19 protein-coding genes are annotated in these 19,286 nt (G+C 71.5%); 3 read left to right on the top strand and 16 right to left on the bottom strand.

Translation table 11 applies throughout. The annotated features are described in order from the left end of the window. Window positions 1-51: 51 nt before the first annotated feature. The gene (locus ACIBAD_RS03215) at window positions 52-609 is read right to left on the bottom strand and encodes a TetR/AcrR family transcriptional regulator (RefSeq protein WP_134068746.1); all 558 of its coding nucleotides are present in this window, start codon (window positions 607-609) and stop codon (window positions 52-54) included. 82 nt (window positions 610-691) lie between these two features. Here ACIBAD_RS03215 and ACIBAD_RS03210 point away from each other — a divergent pair, with 82 nt between their 5' ends. Continuing rightward, window positions 692-1,288, top strand: coding sequence for a DUF2867 domain-containing protein (locus ACIBAD_RS03210; protein WP_134068745.1), 597 nt, complete (start codon window positions 692-694; stop codon window positions 1,286-1,288). Window positions 1,289-1,311: 23 nt separating this feature from the next. On the opposite strand, the gene ACIBAD_RS03205 is transcribed toward ACIBAD_RS03210, so the two are convergent. From ACIBAD_RS03205 to ACIBAD_RS03170, 8 genes are all read right to left on the bottom strand, one after another. Then, window positions 1,312-2,721 (bottom strand): ATP-binding protein, encoded by a 1,410-nt coding sequence (locus tag ACIBAD_RS03205; protein WP_398904059.1) that lies wholly within the window; start codon window positions 2,719-2,721, stop codon window positions 1,312-1,314. After that, window positions 2,718-3,458: a response regulator transcription factor gene (locus tag ACIBAD_RS03200; RefSeq protein WP_134068743.1), complete on the bottom strand. Its 741-nt coding sequence runs from the start codon at window positions 3,456-3,458 to the stop codon at window positions 2,718-2,720. The genes ACIBAD_RS03205 and ACIBAD_RS03200 overlap by 4 nt, the downstream gene beginning before the upstream one ends. 98 nt (window positions 3,459-3,556) lie before the next feature. Then, the gene (locus tag ACIBAD_RS03195; protein WP_398904056.1) at window positions 3,557-4,126 is read right to left on the bottom strand and encodes a hypothetical protein; all 570 of its coding nucleotides are present in this window, start codon (window positions 4,124-4,126) and stop codon (window positions 3,557-3,559) included. 62 nt (window positions 4,127-4,188) lie between these two features. Beyond that, window positions 4,189-4,953 (bottom strand): cytochrome c biogenesis protein CcdA, encoded by a 765-nt coding sequence (locus ACIBAD_RS03190; protein ID WP_134068741.1) that lies wholly within the window; start codon window positions 4,951-4,953, stop codon window positions 4,189-4,191. Beyond that, window positions 4,950-5,561 carry a TlpA disulfide reductase family protein gene (locus ACIBAD_RS03185; RefSeq protein ID WP_398904054.1) on the bottom strand — a complete coding sequence of 204 codons (612 nt, stop codon included), beginning with the start codon at window positions 5,559-5,561 and terminating at the stop codon, window positions 4,950-4,952. Before ACIBAD_RS03185 ends, ACIBAD_RS03190 begins: the two co-directional genes overlap by 4 nt. Then, window positions 5,558-6,319, bottom strand: a complete 762-nt coding sequence (locus ACIBAD_RS03180; protein ID WP_134068739.1) for a thioredoxin family protein — start codon at window positions 6,317-6,319, stop codon at window positions 5,558-5,560. The genes ACIBAD_RS03185 and ACIBAD_RS03180 overlap by 4 nt, the downstream gene beginning before the upstream one ends. Before the next feature lie 332 nt (window positions 6,320-6,651). Continuing rightward, on the bottom strand, window positions 6,652-7,212 hold the full coding sequence (locus ACIBAD_RS03175; protein WP_398904051.1) for a hypothetical protein: 561 nt from the start codon (window positions 7,210-7,212) through the stop codon (window positions 6,652-6,654). 171 nt (window positions 7,213-7,383) lie between these two features. Beyond that, the gene (locus ACIBAD_RS03170) at window positions 7,384-8,199 is read right to left on the bottom strand and encodes a CAP domain-containing protein (RefSeq protein ID WP_398904049.1); all 816 of its coding nucleotides are present in this window, start codon (window positions 8,197-8,199) and stop codon (window positions 7,384-7,386) included. Window positions 8,200-8,516: 317 nt separating this feature from the next. Between ACIBAD_RS03170 and ACIBAD_RS03165 the strand changes: the two genes are divergently transcribed. Further along, window positions 8,517-8,738: a hypothetical protein gene (locus ACIBAD_RS03165; protein WP_134068737.1), complete on the top strand. Its 222-nt coding sequence runs from the start codon at window positions 8,517-8,519 to the stop codon at window positions 8,736-8,738. 55 nt (window positions 8,739-8,793) lie between these two features. Here ACIBAD_RS03165 and ACIBAD_RS03160 read toward each other — a convergent pair whose 3' ends face one another. The 3 genes from ACIBAD_RS03160 to ACIBAD_RS03150 are packed head-to-tail and all read right to left on the bottom strand — an operon-like array spanning window position 8,794 to window position 11,227. Beyond that, window positions 8,794-9,141, bottom strand: a complete 348-nt coding sequence (locus ACIBAD_RS03160; RefSeq protein WP_134068736.1) for an STAS domain-containing protein — start codon at window positions 9,139-9,141, stop codon at window positions 8,794-8,796. A gap of 20 nt (window positions 9,142-9,161) precedes the next feature. Beyond that, the gene (locus ACIBAD_RS03155; RefSeq protein ID WP_398904046.1) at window positions 9,162-10,424 is read right to left on the bottom strand and encodes a PP2C family protein-serine/threonine phosphatase; all 1,263 of its coding nucleotides are present in this window, start codon (window positions 10,422-10,424) and stop codon (window positions 9,162-9,164) included. Beyond that, a complete protein-coding gene (locus ACIBAD_RS03150; protein ID WP_398904044.1) occupies window positions 10,424-11,227 on the bottom strand; it encodes an alpha/beta fold hydrolase in 804 nt (267 codons plus the stop codon). Before ACIBAD_RS03150 ends, ACIBAD_RS03155 begins: the two co-directional genes overlap by 1 nt. A 385-nt stretch (window positions 11,228-11,612) precedes the next feature. Here ACIBAD_RS03150 and ACIBAD_RS03145 point away from each other — a divergent pair, with 385 nt between their 5' ends. Then, window positions 11,613-13,232, top strand: a complete 1,620-nt coding sequence (locus ACIBAD_RS03145; RefSeq protein WP_398904042.1) for a sigma-70 family RNA polymerase sigma factor — start codon at window positions 11,613-11,615, stop codon at window positions 13,230-13,232. A 96-nt stretch (window positions 13,233-13,328) separates the two neighbouring features. On the opposite strand, the gene ACIBAD_RS03140 is transcribed toward ACIBAD_RS03145, so the two are convergent. The 4 genes from ACIBAD_RS03140 to ACIBAD_RS03125 all read right to left on the bottom strand — a co-directional run bounded on the left by ACIBAD_RS03140 (window position 13,329) and on the right by ACIBAD_RS03125 (window position 19,047). Further along, window positions 13,329-14,024 (bottom strand): N-acetylmuramoyl-L-alanine amidase, encoded by a 696-nt coding sequence (locus ACIBAD_RS03140; protein ID WP_398904040.1) that lies wholly within the window; start codon window positions 14,022-14,024, stop codon window positions 13,329-13,331. Between the two features lie 283 nt (window positions 14,025-14,307). Further along, window positions 14,308-15,180 carry a xanthine dehydrogenase accessory protein XdhC gene (gene xdhC, locus ACIBAD_RS03135; protein WP_398904755.1) on the bottom strand — a complete coding sequence of 291 codons (873 nt, stop codon included), beginning with the start codon at window positions 15,178-15,180 and terminating at the stop codon, window positions 14,308-14,310. A 1-nt stretch (window position 15,181) separates the two neighbouring features. Beyond that, the gene (xdhB, locus tag ACIBAD_RS03130) at window positions 15,182-17,581 is read right to left on the bottom strand and encodes a xanthine dehydrogenase molybdopterin binding subunit (protein ID WP_398904038.1); all 2,400 of its coding nucleotides are present in this window, start codon (window positions 17,579-17,581) and stop codon (window positions 15,182-15,184) included. Further along, window positions 17,578-19,047: a xanthine dehydrogenase small subunit gene (locus ACIBAD_RS03125; protein ID WP_398904753.1), complete on the bottom strand. Its 1,470-nt coding sequence runs from the start codon at window positions 19,045-19,047 to the stop codon at window positions 17,578-17,580. The genes xdhB and ACIBAD_RS03125 overlap by 4 nt, the downstream gene beginning before the upstream one ends. Between the last annotated feature and the right edge of the window lie 239 nt (window positions 19,048-19,286).

The raw sequence follows: 19,286 nt of genomic DNA, 5'->3' as shown, positions 1-19,286 counted from the left end.
CCGGTCGCCTTGGCGGCCGGCTCCGGGAGCAGGACACCAAGTGGGTTGGCGTCAACGCAGGAGCCACTGCCTGGTCCGGGCCATGACCTCGGCGCGGGAGCGACCGGGGTGGTCGGCGGCGATGAAGTGATAGCCGATCCGGAGGGAGAAGGCCAACATGCAGCGGACCTCGACCTCGTCCTCGTCGGTGCAGACAGAGCGGAAGAGGGAACGCAGGTAGTCCATGCGGCGGTTGTCGCAGCGCCGGAGGCGCTGTGCCACGTCTTCGTCGCGCCGGGCCCAGTCGCGGATCGCGAGGTCGGCCGCGACGCCCGTCGTCGGGCCGTCGGCGGCCGAGGCGATCGCGAAAAGGCGCTCCAGCTTGGCCCGCGCGTCTCCTCCTCCGCTCTCGACCTGCTCGATCACCGATTCGGTGACCCCGCGCTCCCAGGTGTCGAGCATCTCCGTGAGCAGCGCGCCCCGGTTGTCGAAGTACCCGTAGAACCCGCCCTTGCTGACGCCGAGCGCCTGCGCCAGCGGCTCGATCCGCACGGCTTCCGGGCCGCCGGCGGCCAGGGCCTTGAGTCCCTCCTCGATCCACCTGCCGCGAGGCGTCCGCGTCGCGCCCATGATGTACCTCCCTCGTCTATACGGTGCCGTATAGATGGTGCTAGCTTGATCTATACGGCATCGTATAGACAGGGGCCAACAGATGAGACTCCCCGTAACCGCGCACACCTCCCGTCCGTGGCGGATCCACGAGATCGCCGGCGACTTCCGGGTCGAAGACGTGTGGGCGCTCCCTACCCCGGGCGGACCGGACGACCTCGCACGACTGGTGGACCAGTTCACCCACGGCACGGGGGAGCCCGTCTCCGCCCCGGTACCGCGCATGCTGTTCGCGATCCGCTGGAAGCTCGGCAGACTCTTCGGCTGGGACAAGCCCGGTGCCGGAGTCGGCACCCGCGTGGACTCGCTCCGGAACCGACTGCCCGAAGACCTCCGGGAGGGCCCCCGGGGCGAGGACCCCGGCGCGGTCCCCTTCACCTCCGTCTACCAGACCCACGACGAGTGGGTGGCCGAGATGGGAAACCGGACGGTGCACGGCCTGATGCACATCGGCTGGGTCCCCGACGGAACCGGCGGCTACCGAGGCCAGATGGCCGTCCTGGTGAAGCCGAACGGCTTTCTCGGAGCCCTGTACATGGCAGCCATCAAGCCCTTCCGATACCTAGGCGTCTACCCGGCCCTGATCCGTGGCATCGGCCGCGAGTGGCAGTCGACCGACGCCGGAAGAAACGCGCACTGACCCTCGATGGGGCGGAACCGGCCCTACCGTCTACGGGGCCAGGCCGGTCGGCGGCGGGACATGCGCGGTCTGCGTCCGGCGGGAGCCCGCGCCGCCAGGGCGAACGACACCGTGATGTGCGCGCCACCCAGGGAGCTGCGGCCGATGTGCACCGAGCCGCCCGTCGCGGTCGCGGCCCGCCCGGCGATGTCGAGGCCCAGCCCGGTGGAACCTGTGCTGCTCCCGCGTGAGAGGGCCAGGTCCGGCTCGGGGATGCCGGGTCCGCCGTCCTCCACGACCAGCTCCACGGCCTGGGCCGTGCGCACCACTTGGACGGCGAACGGGGTTCCGGGCGCCGTGTGGCGGAACACGTTGCCGATGAGCGCGTCCACCACGGCGGCGACGTCGTCATCGGAGAGGCCCACGGTGGTGGGTTCCTGGGACAGGTCGAGGGAGCAGGACCGGTTCTGCTGTTCCGCCAGCACCGACCAGAAGGCCGTACGGCGGCGGACCACGTCGGCAGCCTCGCAGCGCGGGCCGGACGCCCCGGCTCCGGTTCCGGCCCCGGAGCCCGCGGACGGCTCCGTGCCGAGCATGCCCTGGCCCATGGGGCCGACGGCGAGCGGCGTGCGCGCCGCGGCGATGATGGCCCGCAGTTCCGCCTCCAGTTCACAGACGGCCGCCTCCACCCTGGCCGACTCGGGGCTGCCCTCCATGCGCTCCGATGCGAGGTGCAGTGCGGTGAGCGGCGTACGCAGCCGGTGGGACAGATCGGCGACGAGTTCGCGTTCGACCGCGAGCAACTCGGTCATCCGGTGCGCCATGGCGTTGAAGGCGACGCCCGCGTCCCGCAGCTCCTTGGGGCCCACTGGGTCCACGCGGGTGTCCAGGTCGCCCTGGCCGAGTGCGCGCGAGGCCTGGGCGAGCTTCTTCGAGGACCTCACGACCTTCGCGCCGAGCCGGTCGGCGACCAGGACCGAACCGCCTATCAGCGCGACCGCGAGGAAGGACATGACCGCCCACGATTCCTTGACCCCGTGGGTCAGTTCCTCCTCGGGCACGAAGTTCTCGATCACGGCGACCCGGTCCCCGGGGAGCACCACCGGCTGCAGGCATATCCAGCCGCCGGGGACCGCCTGGGAGATGGACTCCCGCCCCTGCTGCGCCCGTTCGAGCAGTGCCGCGGGCGCCTTGGAGTCGCCGAGTGCCCCCGCGTCCGCCGGAAGGTGAACCACCAGCTGCTGGGCCGGGTCCAGGCTGGCGGCGGACTCCCGCAGGGCGGAGGGGTCCGTGGTCAGGGTGAGGATGGGGGCCAGGGCGGCGGCACGCTGTTCGGCCGCGGTGACGGCCTGCGACTTGACCAGCGACATCACCAGCGCGGCCAGCGGTATGAGGAAGGAGAGGGCGACCATGGAGGTCACGGCGAGCGCCACTCCGGCCAGCGATCGCCTCAACGCGGTGCCACCAGTTTGATGCCGACGCCCCGGACGGTCAGCAGGTACCGGGGGGCCGCCGCCCGTTCGCCGAGCTTGCGGCGCAGCGACGACAGGTGGACGTCGACGGTCTGGTCGTCGACGTACGGCTCACGCCAGACCTCGGTCAGCAGACGGCGTTTGGACACCACCTGGCCGGGGTGGCGGGCGAGGAACGCGAGCAGGTCGAACTCCCGGCGGGTGAGGCGCAACTCCACGCCGGCCAGGTACGCGGTGCGCGCGCCCGGGTCCACGGAGAGTTCGCCCACGGTGGTGGCGTGCAGCGCGTCGGTCGCCGGAGCGACCCGTGCCGCCCGAGCTCCCCGCGAGCCCGGCGCGGGTCCGGTGGCGGGGACGTGAGCGGTGCGCCGCAGGACGGCCGAGAGGCGCGCGACGAGCTGCCCGCCGGAGAACGGCTTGACCAGGTAGTCGTCGGCGCCCGCGTTGAGGAGGCTGATGATTTCCCGTTCGTCGTCGCGGGCGGTGGCCACCAGGACGGGTACGGAGGAGATGCCCCGGATCATGCGCAGTGCGTCCCCTCCGTCCAGATCGGGCAGGCCCAGGTCGAGGACCACCGCGTCGAAGGGCGTCTGGGTGACCTCCCGCAGGGCTCCGAACCCGTCGGCCGAGCTGCGTACGGCATACCCGTGTTCCGTCAGGACCTCGATCAGTGACTGGCGGATGCTGGGGTCGTCTTCCACGACCAGGACGCTGGGCATGGGGGACACCTTAGGTGCGGCCGGGTGGGTTGCGGCCAGGGGGTCTCCGTGAAGTCGTGCCGGGCGCCGCCGGCCGGGCGGGACTTGGCGGACACCCCCTAGTGGGGGTCGAACGTCGCGCGGTCGCCGGTGACGTGCAGGTGCACCGGGCGGTCGGAGACCGGAATCGTACAGCCGTCCCGGGTGCTGCAGCTCGCGTATCCGATCAGCACCGTCGCGTCCCCGTTTCCGTCGGCGCGGACGGGCAGCGTGGTGGTGACGGGGCCGTCCGGGTAGACGGGCACCGGGGTTTCGACGCCTGGCACGGTGATCGGCCGTACCTCCGCGGAGGCGGCCAACCTGCCGCCGGCCTTGAGGGACCCGGTGACGGCCATCGCCGTCGGTCTGCCCACGCCCTCGACGCCGTCGGCCGGCAGATCGGTGCTGTAGAGGTGAAAACCCTTGCGCTCGGGTGTGAAGACCGCGGTGAGCGTTCCCTGTGAGGCGTGCCAGTCGGACACCGAGAGCGTGACCGTGACCCCCTGCTCGGTGAAACTCGTCGTGGGTGCGGAGCCGGCGGTACCCTCGGCGTGCTGACCGCCGCATGCTGCGAGGGCGGCGCAGGAGAGGAGAACCGCCCCGACCAGGGCCGCCGTCCGGGAATGCCGTATGTGACGCAAAAGGTTCATGTGCGCTCTCCGTGTCTCTGTGTCTCTGTATCGCGAAGAATCAGGAGGGGCTGACCGGACCCCTAGAGGGCGGCGCTGAAGTCCGCGCTCCACAGCTGCAGCGTGTACACGAGGTCGTTCCACACCCCGGTGGCCAGCAGTACGCCGACGAGCACGAGCAGGCCTCCGCCGGTCCGCAGCACCCACGGGTAGTGGCGTTTCACCAGGCCGAAGGCGTCCAGGGCGCGACGGAAGGCCAGCGCGGCCAGGACGAACGGCAGACCCAGCCCGAGGCAGTAGGCGGCCATCAGCAGGGCTCCGCGGGCCGCGCTCGCCTCGGTCCAGGCCAGCGCCTGGACGGCGGCCAGCGTCGGGCCGATGCACGGGGTCCAGCCCACTGCGAACACCGCCCCCAGCACGGGGGCTCCGGCCAGCCCCAGCGCGGGCCGCCGGTGGCTGCGGAACTCCCGCTGTGCGAAACCCGGCAGGAACCCCGTGAAGGAGAGGCCCATCAGCACGGTGAACCCGCCGACGACCCGGGTGACCGCTTCCTGGTGGGCCAGGAGGACGCGCCCGAAGTGGCCGAACAGGGCGCCTCCGGAGACCAGGACCGCCGTGAAGCCCAGAACGAACAGCAGGGCTCCCGTCGCCATGCGGCTGCGGCGCCCCCCGCGCGCGTCCGCCAGGTCGGAGACCGACAGGCTGGTCACATAGCTGAGGTAGCCCGGTACGAGCGGCAGGACGCACGGCGAGAGGAAGGAGACGAGTCCTGCGACGAGCGCCACCGGAGCTGCGATCAGGAGCGTCCCGTTGACGAGGGAGGGGGCGTCCGCGGCGGCGAACGTCATGACCCCTCCTGCGCCAGGTGGGTGAGCACGGGCCGCAGCTGTTCCTCGGTGACCGCGCCTGCGATGCCCGCGGCGATGCGGCCGCGGCGGTCGATCACGAGCGTCGAGGGGACCGCCTGCGGGTTGAGCAGCGCGGGCGGGAAGCGGAGCAGCAGTTCGCCGGTGGGGTCGGGCAGGCTGGGGAAACTCAGCTCGTGTGCGTGTACGAAGGACCGGGCGGCCGCCGGGTCCCGGTCCCGCGTGTTGATCCCGAGGAACCGGACCCCGTCGGCCCGGGTCTGCCGGCTGAGCCGCTCCAGGTCGTCGGCTTCCGCCCGGCAGGGGCCGCACCAGGAACCCCACACGTTGAGGACGACGACACGGCCCCGCAGCTCGGCGAGGCTGACCGGTTTCCCGTCCAGGTCCTCGCCGGCCAGTTCGGGCGCGTCCGGCCGGGCGCCCGGGTCCGCGAGCGTGGCCCCGGCCGCGGTCCCGAGCGTGCCCGCCCGCCCGTCCGGCGCCCCGCTTCCGCGGTCGTCCGTGGCGGTGCCTGCGAGGACCAGGGCGGCGGCCACCGCGAGTCCGGCCCCGGCCGGGACGGCGACCGGCCACCGGCCCGGTCTTCTCATGACGCCCACTGGCGCAGGAAGGAGTTGATGCCCGCCGGGGTCAGGGCCGGGTTGCCGGTGACGTGGGTGTCGGTGCGTACGGTGCCCGACGGGGAGACGACGACCAGTACGGGCATCGTGTACGTCCCGCCGGACGGGCTGTACTTGCGCAGGAGCGCGGAGTTGGCGGAGCTGTTGCCACCGATGTCGATCTTGACCATTTGATAGGAGCTCCCCAGGATCGCGGCGGTCTGGGACTGCGCGAACACCTTGTCGGCGGCCTTGCAGTTGCCGCACCAGTTCGCACCGAAGTCGAGGAGCACCATCCGCCCCTCGGACTTGGCCGTGCGCAGGGCCGCGTCGATGAGCTTCTGTGCGTCGGCCGAACTGTCGTACCCGGATCCGGGCACGGGGGCCGGCTGGGCTGCGGTGGACGTACGGGACGGCTTGGCCGACGTGCCGGTGGCGGCGGTGGACCCGCCCTTGGCGGGCGAGGAGCCGGACCGGGCGGTGGCGGACGCGGACGCGGACACCGAGGCGGAGGCGGTCGGGGACGCCGAGGGGGAGGCGGTGGCGGACTCGCCGGCGGAGGCGGCGGAAGTCTCCGGGGCGGGAGAGGCCGCGGACGCGGCGGATCCGATGGGCTGGGTGGACGGCCCGCAGGAAGTGGTCAGACCCGCCGCGACCACGGCCGCGGCGACCAGCGGCAGGCGCATTCCCCGCGCCGTGCCGGGGCGGGGCGCCTGCGTACGGCGGTCGGAGCTGACGGGTCGGAGCATGCGAGGACTCATGGCGAAGACACCCCAAGGCGCGGATCGGAATGCGGGAAGGGCAGGGCGCCCCCCGACTCGGTGAAACCTGCGGCCCCGACGGATCGCCGGGGTCGGGCCCCGGCGCCGAGGGCCGCTCGGCTGAGGCGAGCATAGGACCGCTCGCGGCCGCCGGAACCGGCTCGGCCCGATCTTGAGGATGCCCTAAGGAACAGCTCACCTTCCGTTTCGCCGGAGCACGTCACAGCGGCGGATGCAGGGTGATGAATCCCGTCAAAGAGAGCGGCGCCGTGTGGTGTTGTCCCCGCCGAACCGGCCCGAGTGCCCGGCGCCGCCAGGCGTCAGAGGGACGACTCGCGGACGGTTGCCTTGGCCGACGGTTCGATGGTCGCCGTCACGACCGACCGGTGATCGGCGCTGGTGAACGTGACCGAGAGGGTGTCGTCCGAGGTCTGCGAGGTGGTGGTCTTGAAGCCGCGGTCCGGGACCGCGGAGATCAGGCACACGCCGCGGCTCCCGTACCGCACGGTGACCTTGCCGCCCTGCGAGGGAACGGTGTACAGGCCCGGTCCGCCCTCCGCGCAGTCCACGGCGCTCTTCGAGGCGCTGGTGCGGGAGGTTCCCGGCGAGGCCTTGGCGGGGGCGGGGGAGGCGGCCGAGGGGGACGGCCGCTGCGTCACCGAGGGCGAGGGGCTCGCGGACGCGCTCGGGGGCGGCGTGCTCGGCGACGGGGTGCCGGCCTGCCATGCGGGCGGCGTCTCGATGACCGTCGGGGCGGACCGGGCGACGGGGGGCGTATGCCGGGTCGAGCCGACGACGAACTGGACCGTGGCGAGCACGGCGGTCACGCTGGCGGCCGTGCACGACAGCCATATGAGCAGGTAACGCGGAAGTCGGGGCACGGCCCCATAGTGGCGGACGCGTCCCCGGGCCCGTCACCGCCTCCCCCTTCCGGGGAACCCGGGGTTCCGCAGGGCCGGTACGGGCCGGTACGGGTGGCCGGGCCGGCGAACGCCGACGTCCTCCGTACCCGCGGACGGGTCGGAGGACGTGGGGGTTCGGGTGTGGTCGGGCTACCTGGAGGCGCCGAAGTCCTGCGTCCACCACGGGCCGCCGTCGCCCTTGTGCACGCCTATGCCGATCTCCTTGAAGGCGCAGTTGAGGATGTTGGCCCGGTGGCCGGAGCTGTTCATCCACGCGTTCATCACCGCGTTGGCGTCGGCCTGACCGCGGGCTATGTTCTCGCCCAGGTTGGACCAGGAGTATCCGGCGGCTTCCACCCGGCTCGTCATGGTGGACCCGTCGGGCCCGGTGTGGGACATGACGCCGCTGCGGGCCATGGTGTCGCTGTAGGCCCGTGCGGCCGCGCTCAGCTTGGCGTTCGAGGTCAGCGGGCCGCAGCCGGCGGTGGCCCGCTCCTTGTTGACCAGGGCGAGGACCGCCGACTCGCTGTCCTTGTCGACCGTGCCGGAGCCACCGGACCCGCCCGAAGTACCGGAACCGCCCGAAGTACCGGACCCGCCGGAAGTACCGGACCCGCCGCCCATGGTCGCGGGCTTGCGTGTGGGCTTGTCGTCCGGGGCCGATGCCGACTTGGCCGCAGTGCTGCTCTCCGCCGCCGAGGGCTGCGCGGGAGTGGCGGACGCCGAGGCGTCGGCGCCGGGCGTCCCGGACGGACTCGGGCTCGCCGTGGCCGAGGCGTCGCCCGTGGGGGCGGGAGGGGTGGGGTCAGCGGTTCCGGCGCCGCCACCCGACTTCCCGGACAACGGCCCCGCGGCGCCGTCGGTGTGCCCGCCCCCGCGCCCGGCACCGTCCGAGTCGGCCACCGCAACGCCGACCGCCACGGCCGCGGCGGCCGCGGTGACGGACAGCACGATGCGGGTGCGCACCGTCTTCCTCCGTCGTGCTTCGGCGCGGGACGGACGTTCGGGAGTACGGCTGGGGCTCATGCCGGTAACACCTCTACAAGGCAGGGGACGAGGGGAGTGCGTCCGAGCCTAGGCTGGTGACCAGCGAAAAGAGCGATCTGGAGGGGTTCTTCAACTTCCCTTAAGGAAGCCCGCAGGATCGGCACAGGGGCGAGCCGGGCAATCGACCCAACCTGCGACAAAGGGCCCGCGGTCGCGGGAGGTGTGACATTTGTACTCCGCAGACCGGGATCTGCGGCCCTGTTGGCGCGGCTGCCGCTCTCCCTAGACTCCTCATCATGCCGAAATCACACGAAGTCCGGCGTGACGACTCCTGGGAAGGCGTCGTCACGCATATGTCCCGGGGCATGCTCGACGGCTCCAACATGTACCACTTCGCCGAGATCCGCCTCGCCGACGGCGAATCCCTCAAGGTCAGGATCAGCCGTCGACTCTGGAAGGCGATCGCGGTCGGCGATCGCCTCGTCAAGCGCCCTGGCGCCGACCCGGTGAAGGACTAGCGCGGGCGTGGCCCCCCGCACCGGGGGAAAGGGGGTCGCGGGCCCGGCCGAAGGCCTACGTGGCCCCGCCGGCCCCGGCGGCCTCCACGTCGGTGTAGAGGGGGATGATCTGGTCGAGGCCGACGACGCGCAGGATGCGCTCGGTGTGGGTGGGCACGGCGGCGAGTGCGAGTTCCGCGTCGGCGGAGTGGGCGCGGTTGTGTGCGGAGATCAGAGCGGTGATGCCGCTGGAGTCGCAGAACGTGAGGCCGGACAGGTCCAGGACGAGGCGCTGGCCCGGTCGCAGCGTCAGCGCGGTGAGCAGGTCCCGCAGCTCGGGGGCGCTGGCGTAGTCGAGGTCGCCGGTGACTTCCAGAACGGGACCGGTCGTGGCGTCTCGGGCGGTGATCTTCAGCGGGGTCATGGTCAGTGAGCGTCCAGCGGTCAGAGGCGGGGAACGCCGAGGGCGAGGAGGGCGGTGTCGTCGTCGAGGCCTTCACCGAAGTCGTCCAGCAGGCTGGTCAGGGCCTTGACGACGGCGTGCGGGGGCATGCCCGCGTGGTCTGCGGCGAAGGCGAGCAGGGCCTCGTCTCCGTACAGGCTGGTGCGGCTTTGGCCGGTGCGGGCTTCGGTGAGGCCGTCGGTGTAGAGCAGGAGGGTGTCGCCGGGAGCCAGGATCGTGGTCGCGGTGGTGAAGCGCGCGGCGGGGAGGATGCCGACGAGGAGGCCGCCGGGGGTGGGCAGGAAGTCGGCCGTGCCGTCTGCGCGCATCACGACGGCCGGGGGGTGGCCGCCCGAGGCGATGCGGACGGCGACGTCACCGGTCTCGGGGTCGGGGTCCAGGACACCGAAGACGGCGGTGCAGTAGCGCGGGTCGCCGCCGGAGTACCGCTCGTGGAGCACCTTGTTGAGGGTCGACAGAGCCGAGACGGGATCGGCGTCGTGCAGAGCGGCGGCGCGCAAGGTGTAGCGGGTCAACGAGGTGACCGCGGCGGCCGCCGGTCCTTTGCCGCACACATCGCCGAGGAAGAACGCGAAGCGTCTGCCGTCGACGGGGAAGACGTCGTAGAAGTCGCCGCCGAGCCGGTCGGGTGAGGCCGTGTGGTAGTAGGCATCCACCTCGACTCCGGGTACTTCGGGAAGGGCGTCGGGCAGCAGGGACCGCTGCAGCACGGCGAGGGCGTCCTGGAGCCGGGCCCGGTCGGCCTCCGCCTGCTTGAGCGCTTCTTCGGCGACCTTCCGGCCGCGCAGGAGTTCCTGTTCGTACGCGCGCCGGTCCCGGGCGTCGAAGACGGTCGTGCGGATCAGCTGTGGCTCGCCGTCGCCGCCGTGCTTGACCGCGGAGGAGACCAGCACCGGTATTCGTCCGCCGTCGGCCTGTTTGACGTCCAGGGCGATGCCGCTGATCTCACCCCGCAGGTGCAGCAGCGGGGCGAAGTGCGTCTCGTGGTACAGCTTGCCGCCCACGGTCAGCAGGTCGGTGAACCGCATGCGGCCCACCACGGCCCCACGCTCCAGGCCGAGCCAGTCCAGCAGCGTCGCGTTGATCCTCGCGATGGTGCCGTCCATCAGCGTGGACAGGTATCCGCACGGCGCGCTCTCGTACAACTCCTCGGCGCTGTCCTCCAGAAGTTCGGCGAAGGTCGCCACCGATGATCTGGCGTCGTCGGCCTCGGGGTGGTCGGGCAACTGCCCGGCGGGACACATCACCGTAGGCCGGCCAGGAACGTGGTGATCGCCTCATTGGTGGCCTCGGGCGCGGACAGGTGGGGGCAGTGGCCGGTCGCGTCGAGCGTCACCAGTGTCGAGCCGGGGATCGCCCGGTGGACGTAGGCGCCGACCTCGCGGGGTGCGATGGCGTCCTGGGTGCACTCCAGCACCAGTGTGGGCACGCCCACACTCTTGAGGTCGTCTCTCGAATCCGACAGGAACGTGGTGTGCGCGAAGACGCGTGCCATCTCCGGGTCGGTGGCGCAGAAGCTGTTCTTCAACTCCTCACCCAGCTCGGGCCGCTCCGCGTTCCCCATGATCACCGGTGCCATGGCTGCCGACCAGCCCAGGTAGTTCGACTCCAGAGACTCCAGCAGCTCATCGATGTCCTCGGCGCTGAAACCGCCCCGGTAGCCCTCGTCGTCGATGTACCGCGGGGACGGGGCAACCATCACCAGCGCCCCGATGCGCTCCGGAGCCAACCGGGCGGCCAGCACGCCGATCATCGCGCTGACCGAATGCCCCACGAACGCGGCATCGCGCAGATCGAGCGCCTCGCACACCTCCACCACGTCGAGGGCGTAACCACCCAACGTGGCATAGCGGTCCTGCGAGAACGCGGACGGGTCCGAGCGCCCGGCGCCCACGTAGTCGAACAGCACCACCCGGTAGTCCTCGGCCAGTGCCGGTACCGTCAGCCGCCACATGTTCTGGTCGCAGCCGAACCCATGGGCCAGCACCACCGCCGGTCCGTGCGGGTTGCCGGTGACCGTGACGTTGTTCCTGCGGGGGATATCCATACCCACCACCTTGTCAGGAGTTGCGCGGATCTCCACCTCGGGCGGAAACACCCCACCTGTCCCACCCGGGACGTTCACAACCACACCCCGCACCTGCGCGCAGCCCTGGCGCCCGGAATGCAAAGGGTCCCGCCGTTCCGCACGCTCGCCTCCTGACCTGTAGTCGGTGTACGTGGGAGACGGCGTGGACCCGGCGCCGTCCCGCGACTTTGCCAGGCCTTTGCTGAAGTCGTGTCAGGCCGGCGAGTGCCGGGGAGCCCGGTTGCTCACAAGCCCTGAAAGCGTGCACACTTGCGCGAATTCCGGCCGGGCGCAGCGTCGCACCCCACTGCCCACCTGCCTGGCATTCGCCGTGCCGGCCATCAGCAAGCCAACGGGAGCAAGGTTGAGCACATCGGGAACTGCCCGCCAGCAGGACCTCCACGACCTCAGCGACGCACAGCTGTGCGCGCTGCTCCGCGAGCGCGACTCGGCGCCCGGTGCCGATGTCAGCGACGTGATGGGCGAGGTGTTCGCCCGTCACCACGACGCCGTACTCGCCTACGCCCGCACCTGCTGCCGCGACCTGGCCACCGCCGGCGACCTCGCGGCCGAGGCCTTCGCCCGCACCTACCGGGCGGTCTCCTGGGGAGCCGGCCCCGAGTACGCCTGGCGGCCGTACCTGCTGACCTGCGTCCGCCGCGTGGCAATGGAATGGGCACGCCGCGGTGCCCGCACCCAGCTTTCGGCCGACTTCGACACATGGGCCGCCGGCCTGTCCGACGGCCGGGACGCCGAAGACGCCGCCCTGTCGGCGGAGGAGGGCTCGCTGGTCCTGCGGGCGTACCGGTCGCTGCCGGAGCGCTGGCAGGCCGTGCTGTGGCACGCGGTCGTCGAACGCGAGTCCGCGACCGAGACGGCCCGGCGCCTCGGGATTTCCGCGGGGGGCGTCGGTTCCCTGGCGGCGCGCGCCCGTGAGGGCCTGCGCGAGGCGTACCTGCGCGCGCACCTGGACCAGAGCGCGAGCGACGAGTGCCGGCACTACGGCGGGCTGCTCGCCGCCGCGCTCCGCCGACCGGGCAAGCGCGTGCCCCGGGACCTGGGGCGGCATCTGCAGGCGTGCGACGAGTGCGGACGGGCCGAGCGTGATCTGCGAGCCGTCAACAGCCGACTGGGGGCGCTGCTGCCGGCCGGAATCCTGCTGTGGCATCCTGACGCCTACGCGTTCGCCGCCGGCGCCCACCACCTGGCGGCAGGGAAGCTGGCAGGGTTCAAGTTGGCCGCGGCGCGCTTCGGCGGGGCGAAGTGGACCGCGGTGGCGGCCGTCGCGGGCACGACGATGACCGCCTTCGTGCTGCTTCCGGCCGAGGACCGGCTCGAACGTGCCGCACCGGCACCCGCGGTCGCGAGCCCCGGCACGAGCCAGGAGCCGAACCCGTACCTCTTCCCCACCCCGACGGAAGCGGCGCCACCGATCGTGTCCATCGGCGCCGCCATGCCGGCCGTCACCGCCCCATCGGCTCCCGCCTCCCCCGTGCCGTCCTCCGCACCACCCTCGCCGACCCCCGCCCCCACCGGCCCGCAGCTGGTCAACACCAGCTCGGGGCTGTGCGTCGGCTTCGCCGGCAGCGGCTCCGAGGGGCCGCTGGAGCTCCAGCCGTGCACAGGCGCCGCTTCCCAGGGCTGGCAGCGCCTGCCGGCCGGTCGGGACACGTACCAGTTCCGGAACACGGGCACCGGTACCTGCCTCGACGGAACGAACGCCGGCGGAAACGCCGTTGAGGTCGCCCTTCGCACCTGCCGCTCCGGCCCCGGCCGCGGGACGCAGCTCTGGAGGTCCGAACCGGCCGGACGATCCGGCGCCTTCCGGCTCTGGTTGGTGCCACCGGTGTCGAAGAGCGACTACGCCGACCACCTGCTGGGCCCTCGGAACTGGCCGAAGGCCGATCCGCCGCGGCAGGGTTCGGACCTGGTGCAGATCCCCAACTACTACAACTCCGTCAATTTCCTCTTCAGCCTGGGGTGAAGCGCACGGGCGAGCCGGTGCGGCGTTCCCCCTTCCCCGGGGGCTGCGCAGACCGGCGAGCCCTTCGCGGAGCACCCGCGGACGGTCTGACCACGCCTACCGGGGGTACCGTAAGCGGACCGCGCTCAGTATCGCCCCGGTCTGGGCGGACCGGAGAGGGCCGGGGCAGGCGTGGCCGCCCCAGTCCCGGCCGCCCATGCTGTGGATGCCGAACCCCTGGCCCAGCGGTGTGGAGGCGGGTTCGAGAGGCCACCCGTGCTGAGCCATGCCCCACGCGTAGATCCGGGCGAGGGCGTCCACCTGCTGTGCGGTGAGGGGCCGACTCGCGAATCCCGAGGTCTCCACGGAGAGCCACGACGGGTTCCCGGTGCCCTGCGCCCAGGCCCGGTCGTGCGCGGAGACGTACTGTTCGATCTCGCCGGACTGTGAGACCCAGAAGTGCGAGGAACACTGCACCGCCGGGTCGCTGAAGCGATCGTGGAGCGAGTTCTCGCCCTCCTGCACATGCAGGACCAGACCCCGCATCTCCCTGATCCCGCCCGGAGTGAAGTTCACCGCGAGCGGCTTGCGGGTGACGTCCGGCATCCACGCCTGCCCCCGTTCGGGACTCGTTTCGGCGGGCAGCCCCGGCCCACCCTCGTCCAGCGGTTCCGCTCGGCCGGGCCCGGGGTCCCTGCTGACGTCGTCGCCGTCCTCGACGACGCCGAGAGCGGTGGCGACGAGTCCGCCGGCGGTGCAGACCATGGCGGTACGCCGTGACACCAGTCGCGGCTTCGGTTTGCGGTGGGTCACGCGAGCGGCTCTCTGACCCTGGCCCGTCGGGAACGGGGCATCGGCAGATCCTTTGCTGGCTGAACGTTCTCAACCGGAATGCTCGCCGACCATTAGTGCCGGAATGGGACCGGATGATGACCGTTTCGTGACGGCCCAACAGGTATGCGGCTCCGCCCGGCGTGCGGCCGCAGCGAACTTTCGGCACAGGGGTGGGACTTCGCTCCGACCCAGTGGGCCGCGGGATGCCGGCAGTCCACTCCGTGGTGCGCGTGGTCGCCCACGCGCCGCGGTCCGTGCCAGCTCACGCGCCGCCGGCGACCGGTGCGTACGGCACCGCGGGGACCGGGCTCGGCACTACCCGGTGGCGGTCCTGTTCGAAGGACCGGAGCAGGTCTGCCGCGACGCTCACCGCGATCGTGGCGGGTTCCTTGCCGGTGATCTCGGCGATTCCGATCGGGGTCTTGATCCGGTCGATGGCGGCGGCGGCGTGGCCGCCCTCGGTGGCCAGGCGCTGCCGGAACCTCGCCCATTTGGCGGACGAGCCGATCAGTCCGATCGAGCCGAGACCGGCGGTGCGCAGGGCGGCGTCGCACAGCGCGGCGTCCTCGGCGTGATCGTGGGTCATGATCAGGACGTGGGCGCCGGGTGGCAGCTCCGTCAGCACCTCCTCCGGAAGCAGCGGGGTGTGGTGCACGTGGATCTGTGCCACCGCATCCGCGAGAACGCCGAGTCGTTCGTCGGTGAGCATGTCGGGGCGGGAGTCGATCAGGTGCAGGTCGAGGTGGTGGCGGGCCAGGATGCGCGCCAGTTCCAGTCCGACGTGACCGACGCCGAAGACCGCCACCGCCTGGACCACCGGCAGCGGTTCGAGCAGTACGGTGACGGCTCCGCCGCAGCACTGCACGCCGTGCCGGCCGGCGGCCTTGTCGTTGAGGGCGAACTCCATCAGCTCCGGCTCCGACCCCGGACCGGCCGCCCCGTTCAGCTCGCGCGCCCGATCGATGGCCACGGCCTCGATATTGCCTCCGCCGATCGAACCCCAGGTTTCGGTCCGTCCCACGACGAGTTTGGCACCGGCCCGGCGGGGTGCGTGGCCGCGCACGGCCGCGACGGTCACGAGCACGCCGGGTTCCCGGCGTGCCCGCAACCGCGCGACCGCGGCCACCCAGCTCATGTCAGGCATTGCTCAAAGCGCCTGCGTCGGCGGGGACCTCGCTGCCGTCGCAGACGCGACCGCCGAGCCGTACGCCTTCCCCGCGGGCTGCTTCGATCGCCCAGTACACCGCTTCGGGTGTCGCGGGGGAGGCGAGCTCCACGCTGACTCCGCAGGGCCCGAACTCCCCGGCCGCCTGCCGCAGCGCCTCCCGCACCGAGAAGGCCAGCATCAGCGGAGGCTCACCCACCGCCTTGGACCCGTACACCGCACCCTCCTCGGTGGCGTTCTCCAGCAGCCTGACGTTGAACTCCTCGGGCATCTCCGAGAAGCTGGGCAGCTTGTAGGTGCTCGCGGCCTGGGTCAGCAGCCGACCGCGGTTCGGCCCCTCGCCGGCGTCCCACCGCAGGTCCTCTAGTGTGAGCCAGCCTGCGCCCTGCACGAAACCGCCCTCGACCTGACCGATGTCGATCATCGGGGAGAGGCTGTCGCCGACGTCGTGCACGATGTCCACCCGCCGGATGCGGTACGCGCCGGTGAAGCCGTCCACCTCCACCTCGGTCGCGGCGGCGCCGTAGGAGAAGTACTTGAACGGCGAGCCCTGGAACGACTGCGCGTCCCAGTGCAGACCCTCGGTCCGGTAGAAGCCGGCCGCCGACAACTGGACCCGCTGGAAGTACGCGGTGCGCACCAGGTCGTCCCAGGCCAGCACCTTGTCGTTGCCGAGGACGCGTGCGACGCCCTCGACGATGCGCACGTCCGCGGCGTTCGCACCCAGCTGGGTTCCGGCCACCTGCAGCAGCCGCCCGCGCAACTGCTCGCAGGCGTTCTTCACCGCCGCACCGTTGAGGTCCGCCCCCGCACTGGCGGCGGTCGCGGAGGTGTTGGGCACCTTGTCGGTACGCGTCGGGGCCAGCCGCACCTCGTGCATCGGGACCCCCAGCGTGGTCGCGGCCACCTGCAGCATCTTGGTGTGCAGGCCCTGCCCCATCTCGGTGCCGCCGTGGTTGATCAGGACCGAGCCGTCCTTGTAGATCAGCACCAGTGCGCCGGCCTGGTTGAAGGCGGTGAGGTTGAACGAAATGCCGAACTTGATCCCGGTGATCGCGAGTGCCCGCTTGGTGTTCGGGTGCGCGGCGTTGAAGGCCGCGATCTCGCGCTTGCGATCGGCGATGCCGGCGTCGTTCTGAACCTGCCGCCAGACGGTGGAGATCCGTTCGGGGTGGGAGACCGGCTGACCGTACGGCGTCGATTGGCCCTGCCGGTAGAAGTTGCGTTCGCGCAACTCCATCGGATCCAGGCCGAGCAGCGGGGCGCACCGGCCCATGATGTCCTCGATCACCAGCATGCCCTGCGGTCCGCCGAAGCCGCGGAAGGCGGTGTTGGAGACCTTGTTGGTCTTGGCGATGCGACCGGCGATGCGCGCGTGGGGAATCCAGTAGGTGTTGTCGATGTGGCACAGCGCGCGGGCCACCACGGGCTCGGACAGGTCCAGGCTCCAGCCGCCGTCCGCGGTCAAGGTGGCGTCCAGGGCCTGGATGCGGCCCTCGGCGTCGAAGCCGATCTTCCACGTGGCGTGGAAGCCGTGGCGCTTGCCGGACATGGTCAGATCCTGGGTCCGGTTGAGCCGCACCCGAACCGGCCGACCGGTCAGCCTGGCGCCGAGTGCGGCGACGGCCGCGAACCCGTGCGGCTGCATCTCCTTGCCGCCGAAGCCGCCACCCATCCGCAGGCACTGCACGGTCACCTCGTGGCTGTGCAGGCCGAGCACGTGCGCGACGATCTCCTGCGTCTCCGAGGGATGCTGGGTGCTGCTCTGGACGAACATCTGCCCGCCCTCGTCGACGTGGGCCAGCGCCGCGTGCGTCTCAAGATAGAAGTGTTCCTGATCCGAGAACTGGAACTCGCCGGTGAACACGTGGGCGGAGTCGTCGAAGCCGGCTTCGACGTCGCCGGTCACCATCAAGGGCCGGGCGCCGTGAAAACTGTTCGCCGCGATCGCTTCCTGCAGCGTGATGACGGAGGGCCGTTCGTCGACTTCCACCTCGACGGCCGCCGCGCCGAGCCGGGCCGCCTCCAGGGTCTCGGCGAGCACCCATGCCACGGCGTGGCCGTGGAACATGACCTCATCGGGGAACAGCGGTTCGTCGTGCTTCATGCCGGCGTCGTTGACCCCGGGAACGTCGGCACCGGTCAGCACGCGGACCACACCCGGCACGGCGAGCGCGGGCTCGGTGCGCAGCGCGGTGATCCTGCCGTGGGCCTTCATGACCTGGACCGGGTAGGCGTGCAGTACGTCCTTGGTGCGGTGGACCAGGTCGTCGGTGTAGAGCGCGGTGCCGGTGACGTGCAGGTCGGCGCTCTCGTGCGGCATGGAAACGCCGACGACGGGCATTTCGGGGCGCTCGGACAGATGACTCATGACGACACCGCCTCGGTGGTTTGCGCGTACAGCTTCAGCAGGCTCTGGCCGAGCATCGCGGAGCGGTATCCGGCGCTGGCCCGGTGATCGTCCATGGGTGTGCCCTCGGCCCGCAGTACCCGGGACGCCGCCTCGACGGTCTCCGCCGTCCACTGCTTGCCCTCCAGGGCCGCCTCGGTGGCGAGCGCGCGGATCGGGGTGGCGGCCACACCGCCCAGGCCGATGCGTGCCTTGCGCACGGTCCCGTCCTCGATGTCGAGCGCGAAGGCGACCGCCACGCTGGAGATGTCGTCGAAGCGCCGTTTGGCGATCTTGTGGAAGGCCGCGACGGGCGACAGCGGCAGCGGGATGCGCACCGACCGGATCAGCTCGCCGGGACGGCGCACGCTCTGCCGGTAGCCGGTGAAGTAGTCGGCGAGCGGGACTTCGCGCTCACCGCCGGCGTCGGCGAGTACCACCGATGCCTCCAGTGCGAGCAGCGCCGGCGGGCTGTCACCGATGGGGGAGCCGGTACCGAGATTGCCGCCGAGGGTGGCACTGTTGCGGATGAGCCGGGATGCGAACTGCGGAAACAGCTCTGCCAGCAGCGGGACGCTGCCGTCGAGGCGTCGTTCGACCTCGGTGAGCGTCTGCGCCGCCCCGATCTCGATGTGGTCGGATTCGACCCGCATCTCCCGCAGTTCGGGCAGGCGGTCGACGGCGACCACGCATTTCGCCCGGCGGGAACGGATGTTCACCTCCACGCCCCAGTCGGTGCTTCCGGCGACGACCACCGCGTCGGTCCGCTCGCGCAGTAGCCGCAGCGCATCGGCCAGGGTGCTCGGCCGCAGGAACGCGCTGTCGTCCCGCGTGTATTCGGTGGGGGCCGGTTCGGGCGGGGACTGCTCGCGACGCTGCGCCAGGGGGTCGTCCCCGGTGGGCGTACCGACGGCGAACGCGGCATCGCGAATCGGGCGGTAGCCGGTGCAGCGGCACAGGTTTCCGCTCAGCGCGTGCAGATCGAAACCGTTCGGACCGTGCTCGGTGCCGGACCCGGCGCCGGCGGCCGCGTCCGGATGCGCGCAGCGGTCGGGGCGGTAGTACTCGGAGGCCATGCTGCAGATGAATCCCGGGGTGCAGTAACCACATTGGGAACCGCCGCGGACGGCCATCTCCTCCTGCACGGGGTGCAAGGCGGGCGGCAGGCCGGACTCGCGGACGGTGGCGAGGCCTTCGGAGGTGATGACCTCCTGACCGTCCAGCGCCGCGACCGGGACCAGGCAGGCGTTGACCGCCACCCAGTCAGTGGGCTTGCTCACTCCGGGACGGGCCACCAGGACCGAACAGGCGCCGCATTCACCCTCGGCGCAGCCCTCCTTGGTACCGGTGAGGCCGCGCTCGCGCAGAAAATCCAGCACGGTGGTGTGGGGTGCGGCCGGTGAAATCGGTGTTTCTTTCCCGTTGACCGTGATCCGTGCCGCTACCACGGCGCACTCGCATTGCGGCGCGCGGTCGATGTGACTGTCCAAGTCGCCATTTTTAGGAGCTTTCTCTTTCGGTGGTCGCAGCTCGATAACCCCGAGCGCGACAAATCGACACGCAACGACGTGCCGCAGGTGGTGACGGAGAGAGAGGGGAGGGTGCCGGGGCCGAAATCAGGCACGCCGGGAAGGGGGGGGCTGCTCAGCAGCCGTGTGCTACACGACCGGGAGCCCAGGCGATCTGG

Source organism: Streptomyces sp. NPDC051109, from assembly GCF_044455885.1.
GTDB lineage: Bacteria > Actinomycetota > Actinomycetes > Streptomycetales > Streptomycetaceae > Streptomyces.
The sequence above is the reverse complement of the archived record's forward strand: the minus strand, read 5'-3'. Positions and strand labels throughout refer to the sequence as shown.

What these genes read in the sequence shown, in the direction of transcription:
- xdhC (WP_398904755.1), bottom strand. Translation starts at nt 15,180, where the DNA reads ATGAGCTGGGTGGCCGCGGTCGCGCGGTTGCGGGCACGCCGGGAACCC.
- xdhB (WP_398904038.1), bottom strand. Translation starts at nt 17,581, where the DNA reads ATGAGTCATCTGTCCGAGCGCCCCGAAATGCCCGTCGTCGGCGTTTCC.
- ACIBAD_RS03195 (WP_398904056.1), bottom strand. Translation starts at nt 4,126, where the DNA reads ATGAACCTTTTGCGTCACATACGGCATTCCCGGACGGCGGCCCTGGTC.
- ACIBAD_RS03185 (WP_398904054.1), bottom strand. Translation starts at nt 5,561, where the DNA reads ATGAGAAGACCGGGCCGGTGGCCGGTCGCCGTCCCGGCCGGGGCCGGA.
- ACIBAD_RS03155 (WP_398904046.1), bottom strand. Translation starts at nt 10,424, where the DNA reads ATGTGTCCCGCCGGGCAGTTGCCCGACCACCCCGAGGCCGACGACGCC.
- ACIBAD_RS03210 (WP_134068745.1), top strand. Translation starts at nt 692, where the DNA reads ATGAGACTCCCCGTAACCGCGCACACCTCCCGTCCGTGGCGGATCCAC.
- ACIBAD_RS03165 (WP_134068737.1), top strand. Translation starts at nt 8,517, where the DNA reads ATGCCGAAATCACACGAAGTCCGGCGTGACGACTCCTGGGAAGGCGTC.
- ACIBAD_RS03160 (WP_134068736.1), bottom strand. Translation starts at nt 9,141, where the DNA reads ATGACCCCGCTGAAGATCACCGCCCGAGACGCCACGACCGGTCCCGTT.
- ACIBAD_RS03150 (WP_398904044.1), bottom strand. Translation starts at nt 11,227, where the DNA reads ATGGATATCCCCCGCAGGAACAACGTCACGGTCACCGGCAACCCGCAC.
- ACIBAD_RS03215 (WP_134068746.1), bottom strand. Translation starts at nt 609, where the DNA reads ATGGGCGCGACGCGGACGCCTCGCGGCAGGTGGATCGAGGAGGGACTC.
- ACIBAD_RS03190 (WP_134068741.1), bottom strand. Translation starts at nt 4,953, where the DNA reads ATGACGTTCGCCGCCGCGGACGCCCCCTCCCTCGTCAACGGGACGCTC.
- ACIBAD_RS03180 (WP_134068739.1), bottom strand. Translation starts at nt 6,319, where the DNA reads ATGCTCCGACCCGTCAGCTCCGACCGCCGTACGCAGGCGCCCCGCCCC.
- ACIBAD_RS03200 (WP_134068743.1), bottom strand. Translation starts at nt 3,458, where the DNA reads ATGCCCAGCGTCCTGGTCGTGGAAGACGACCCCAGCATCCGCCAGTCA.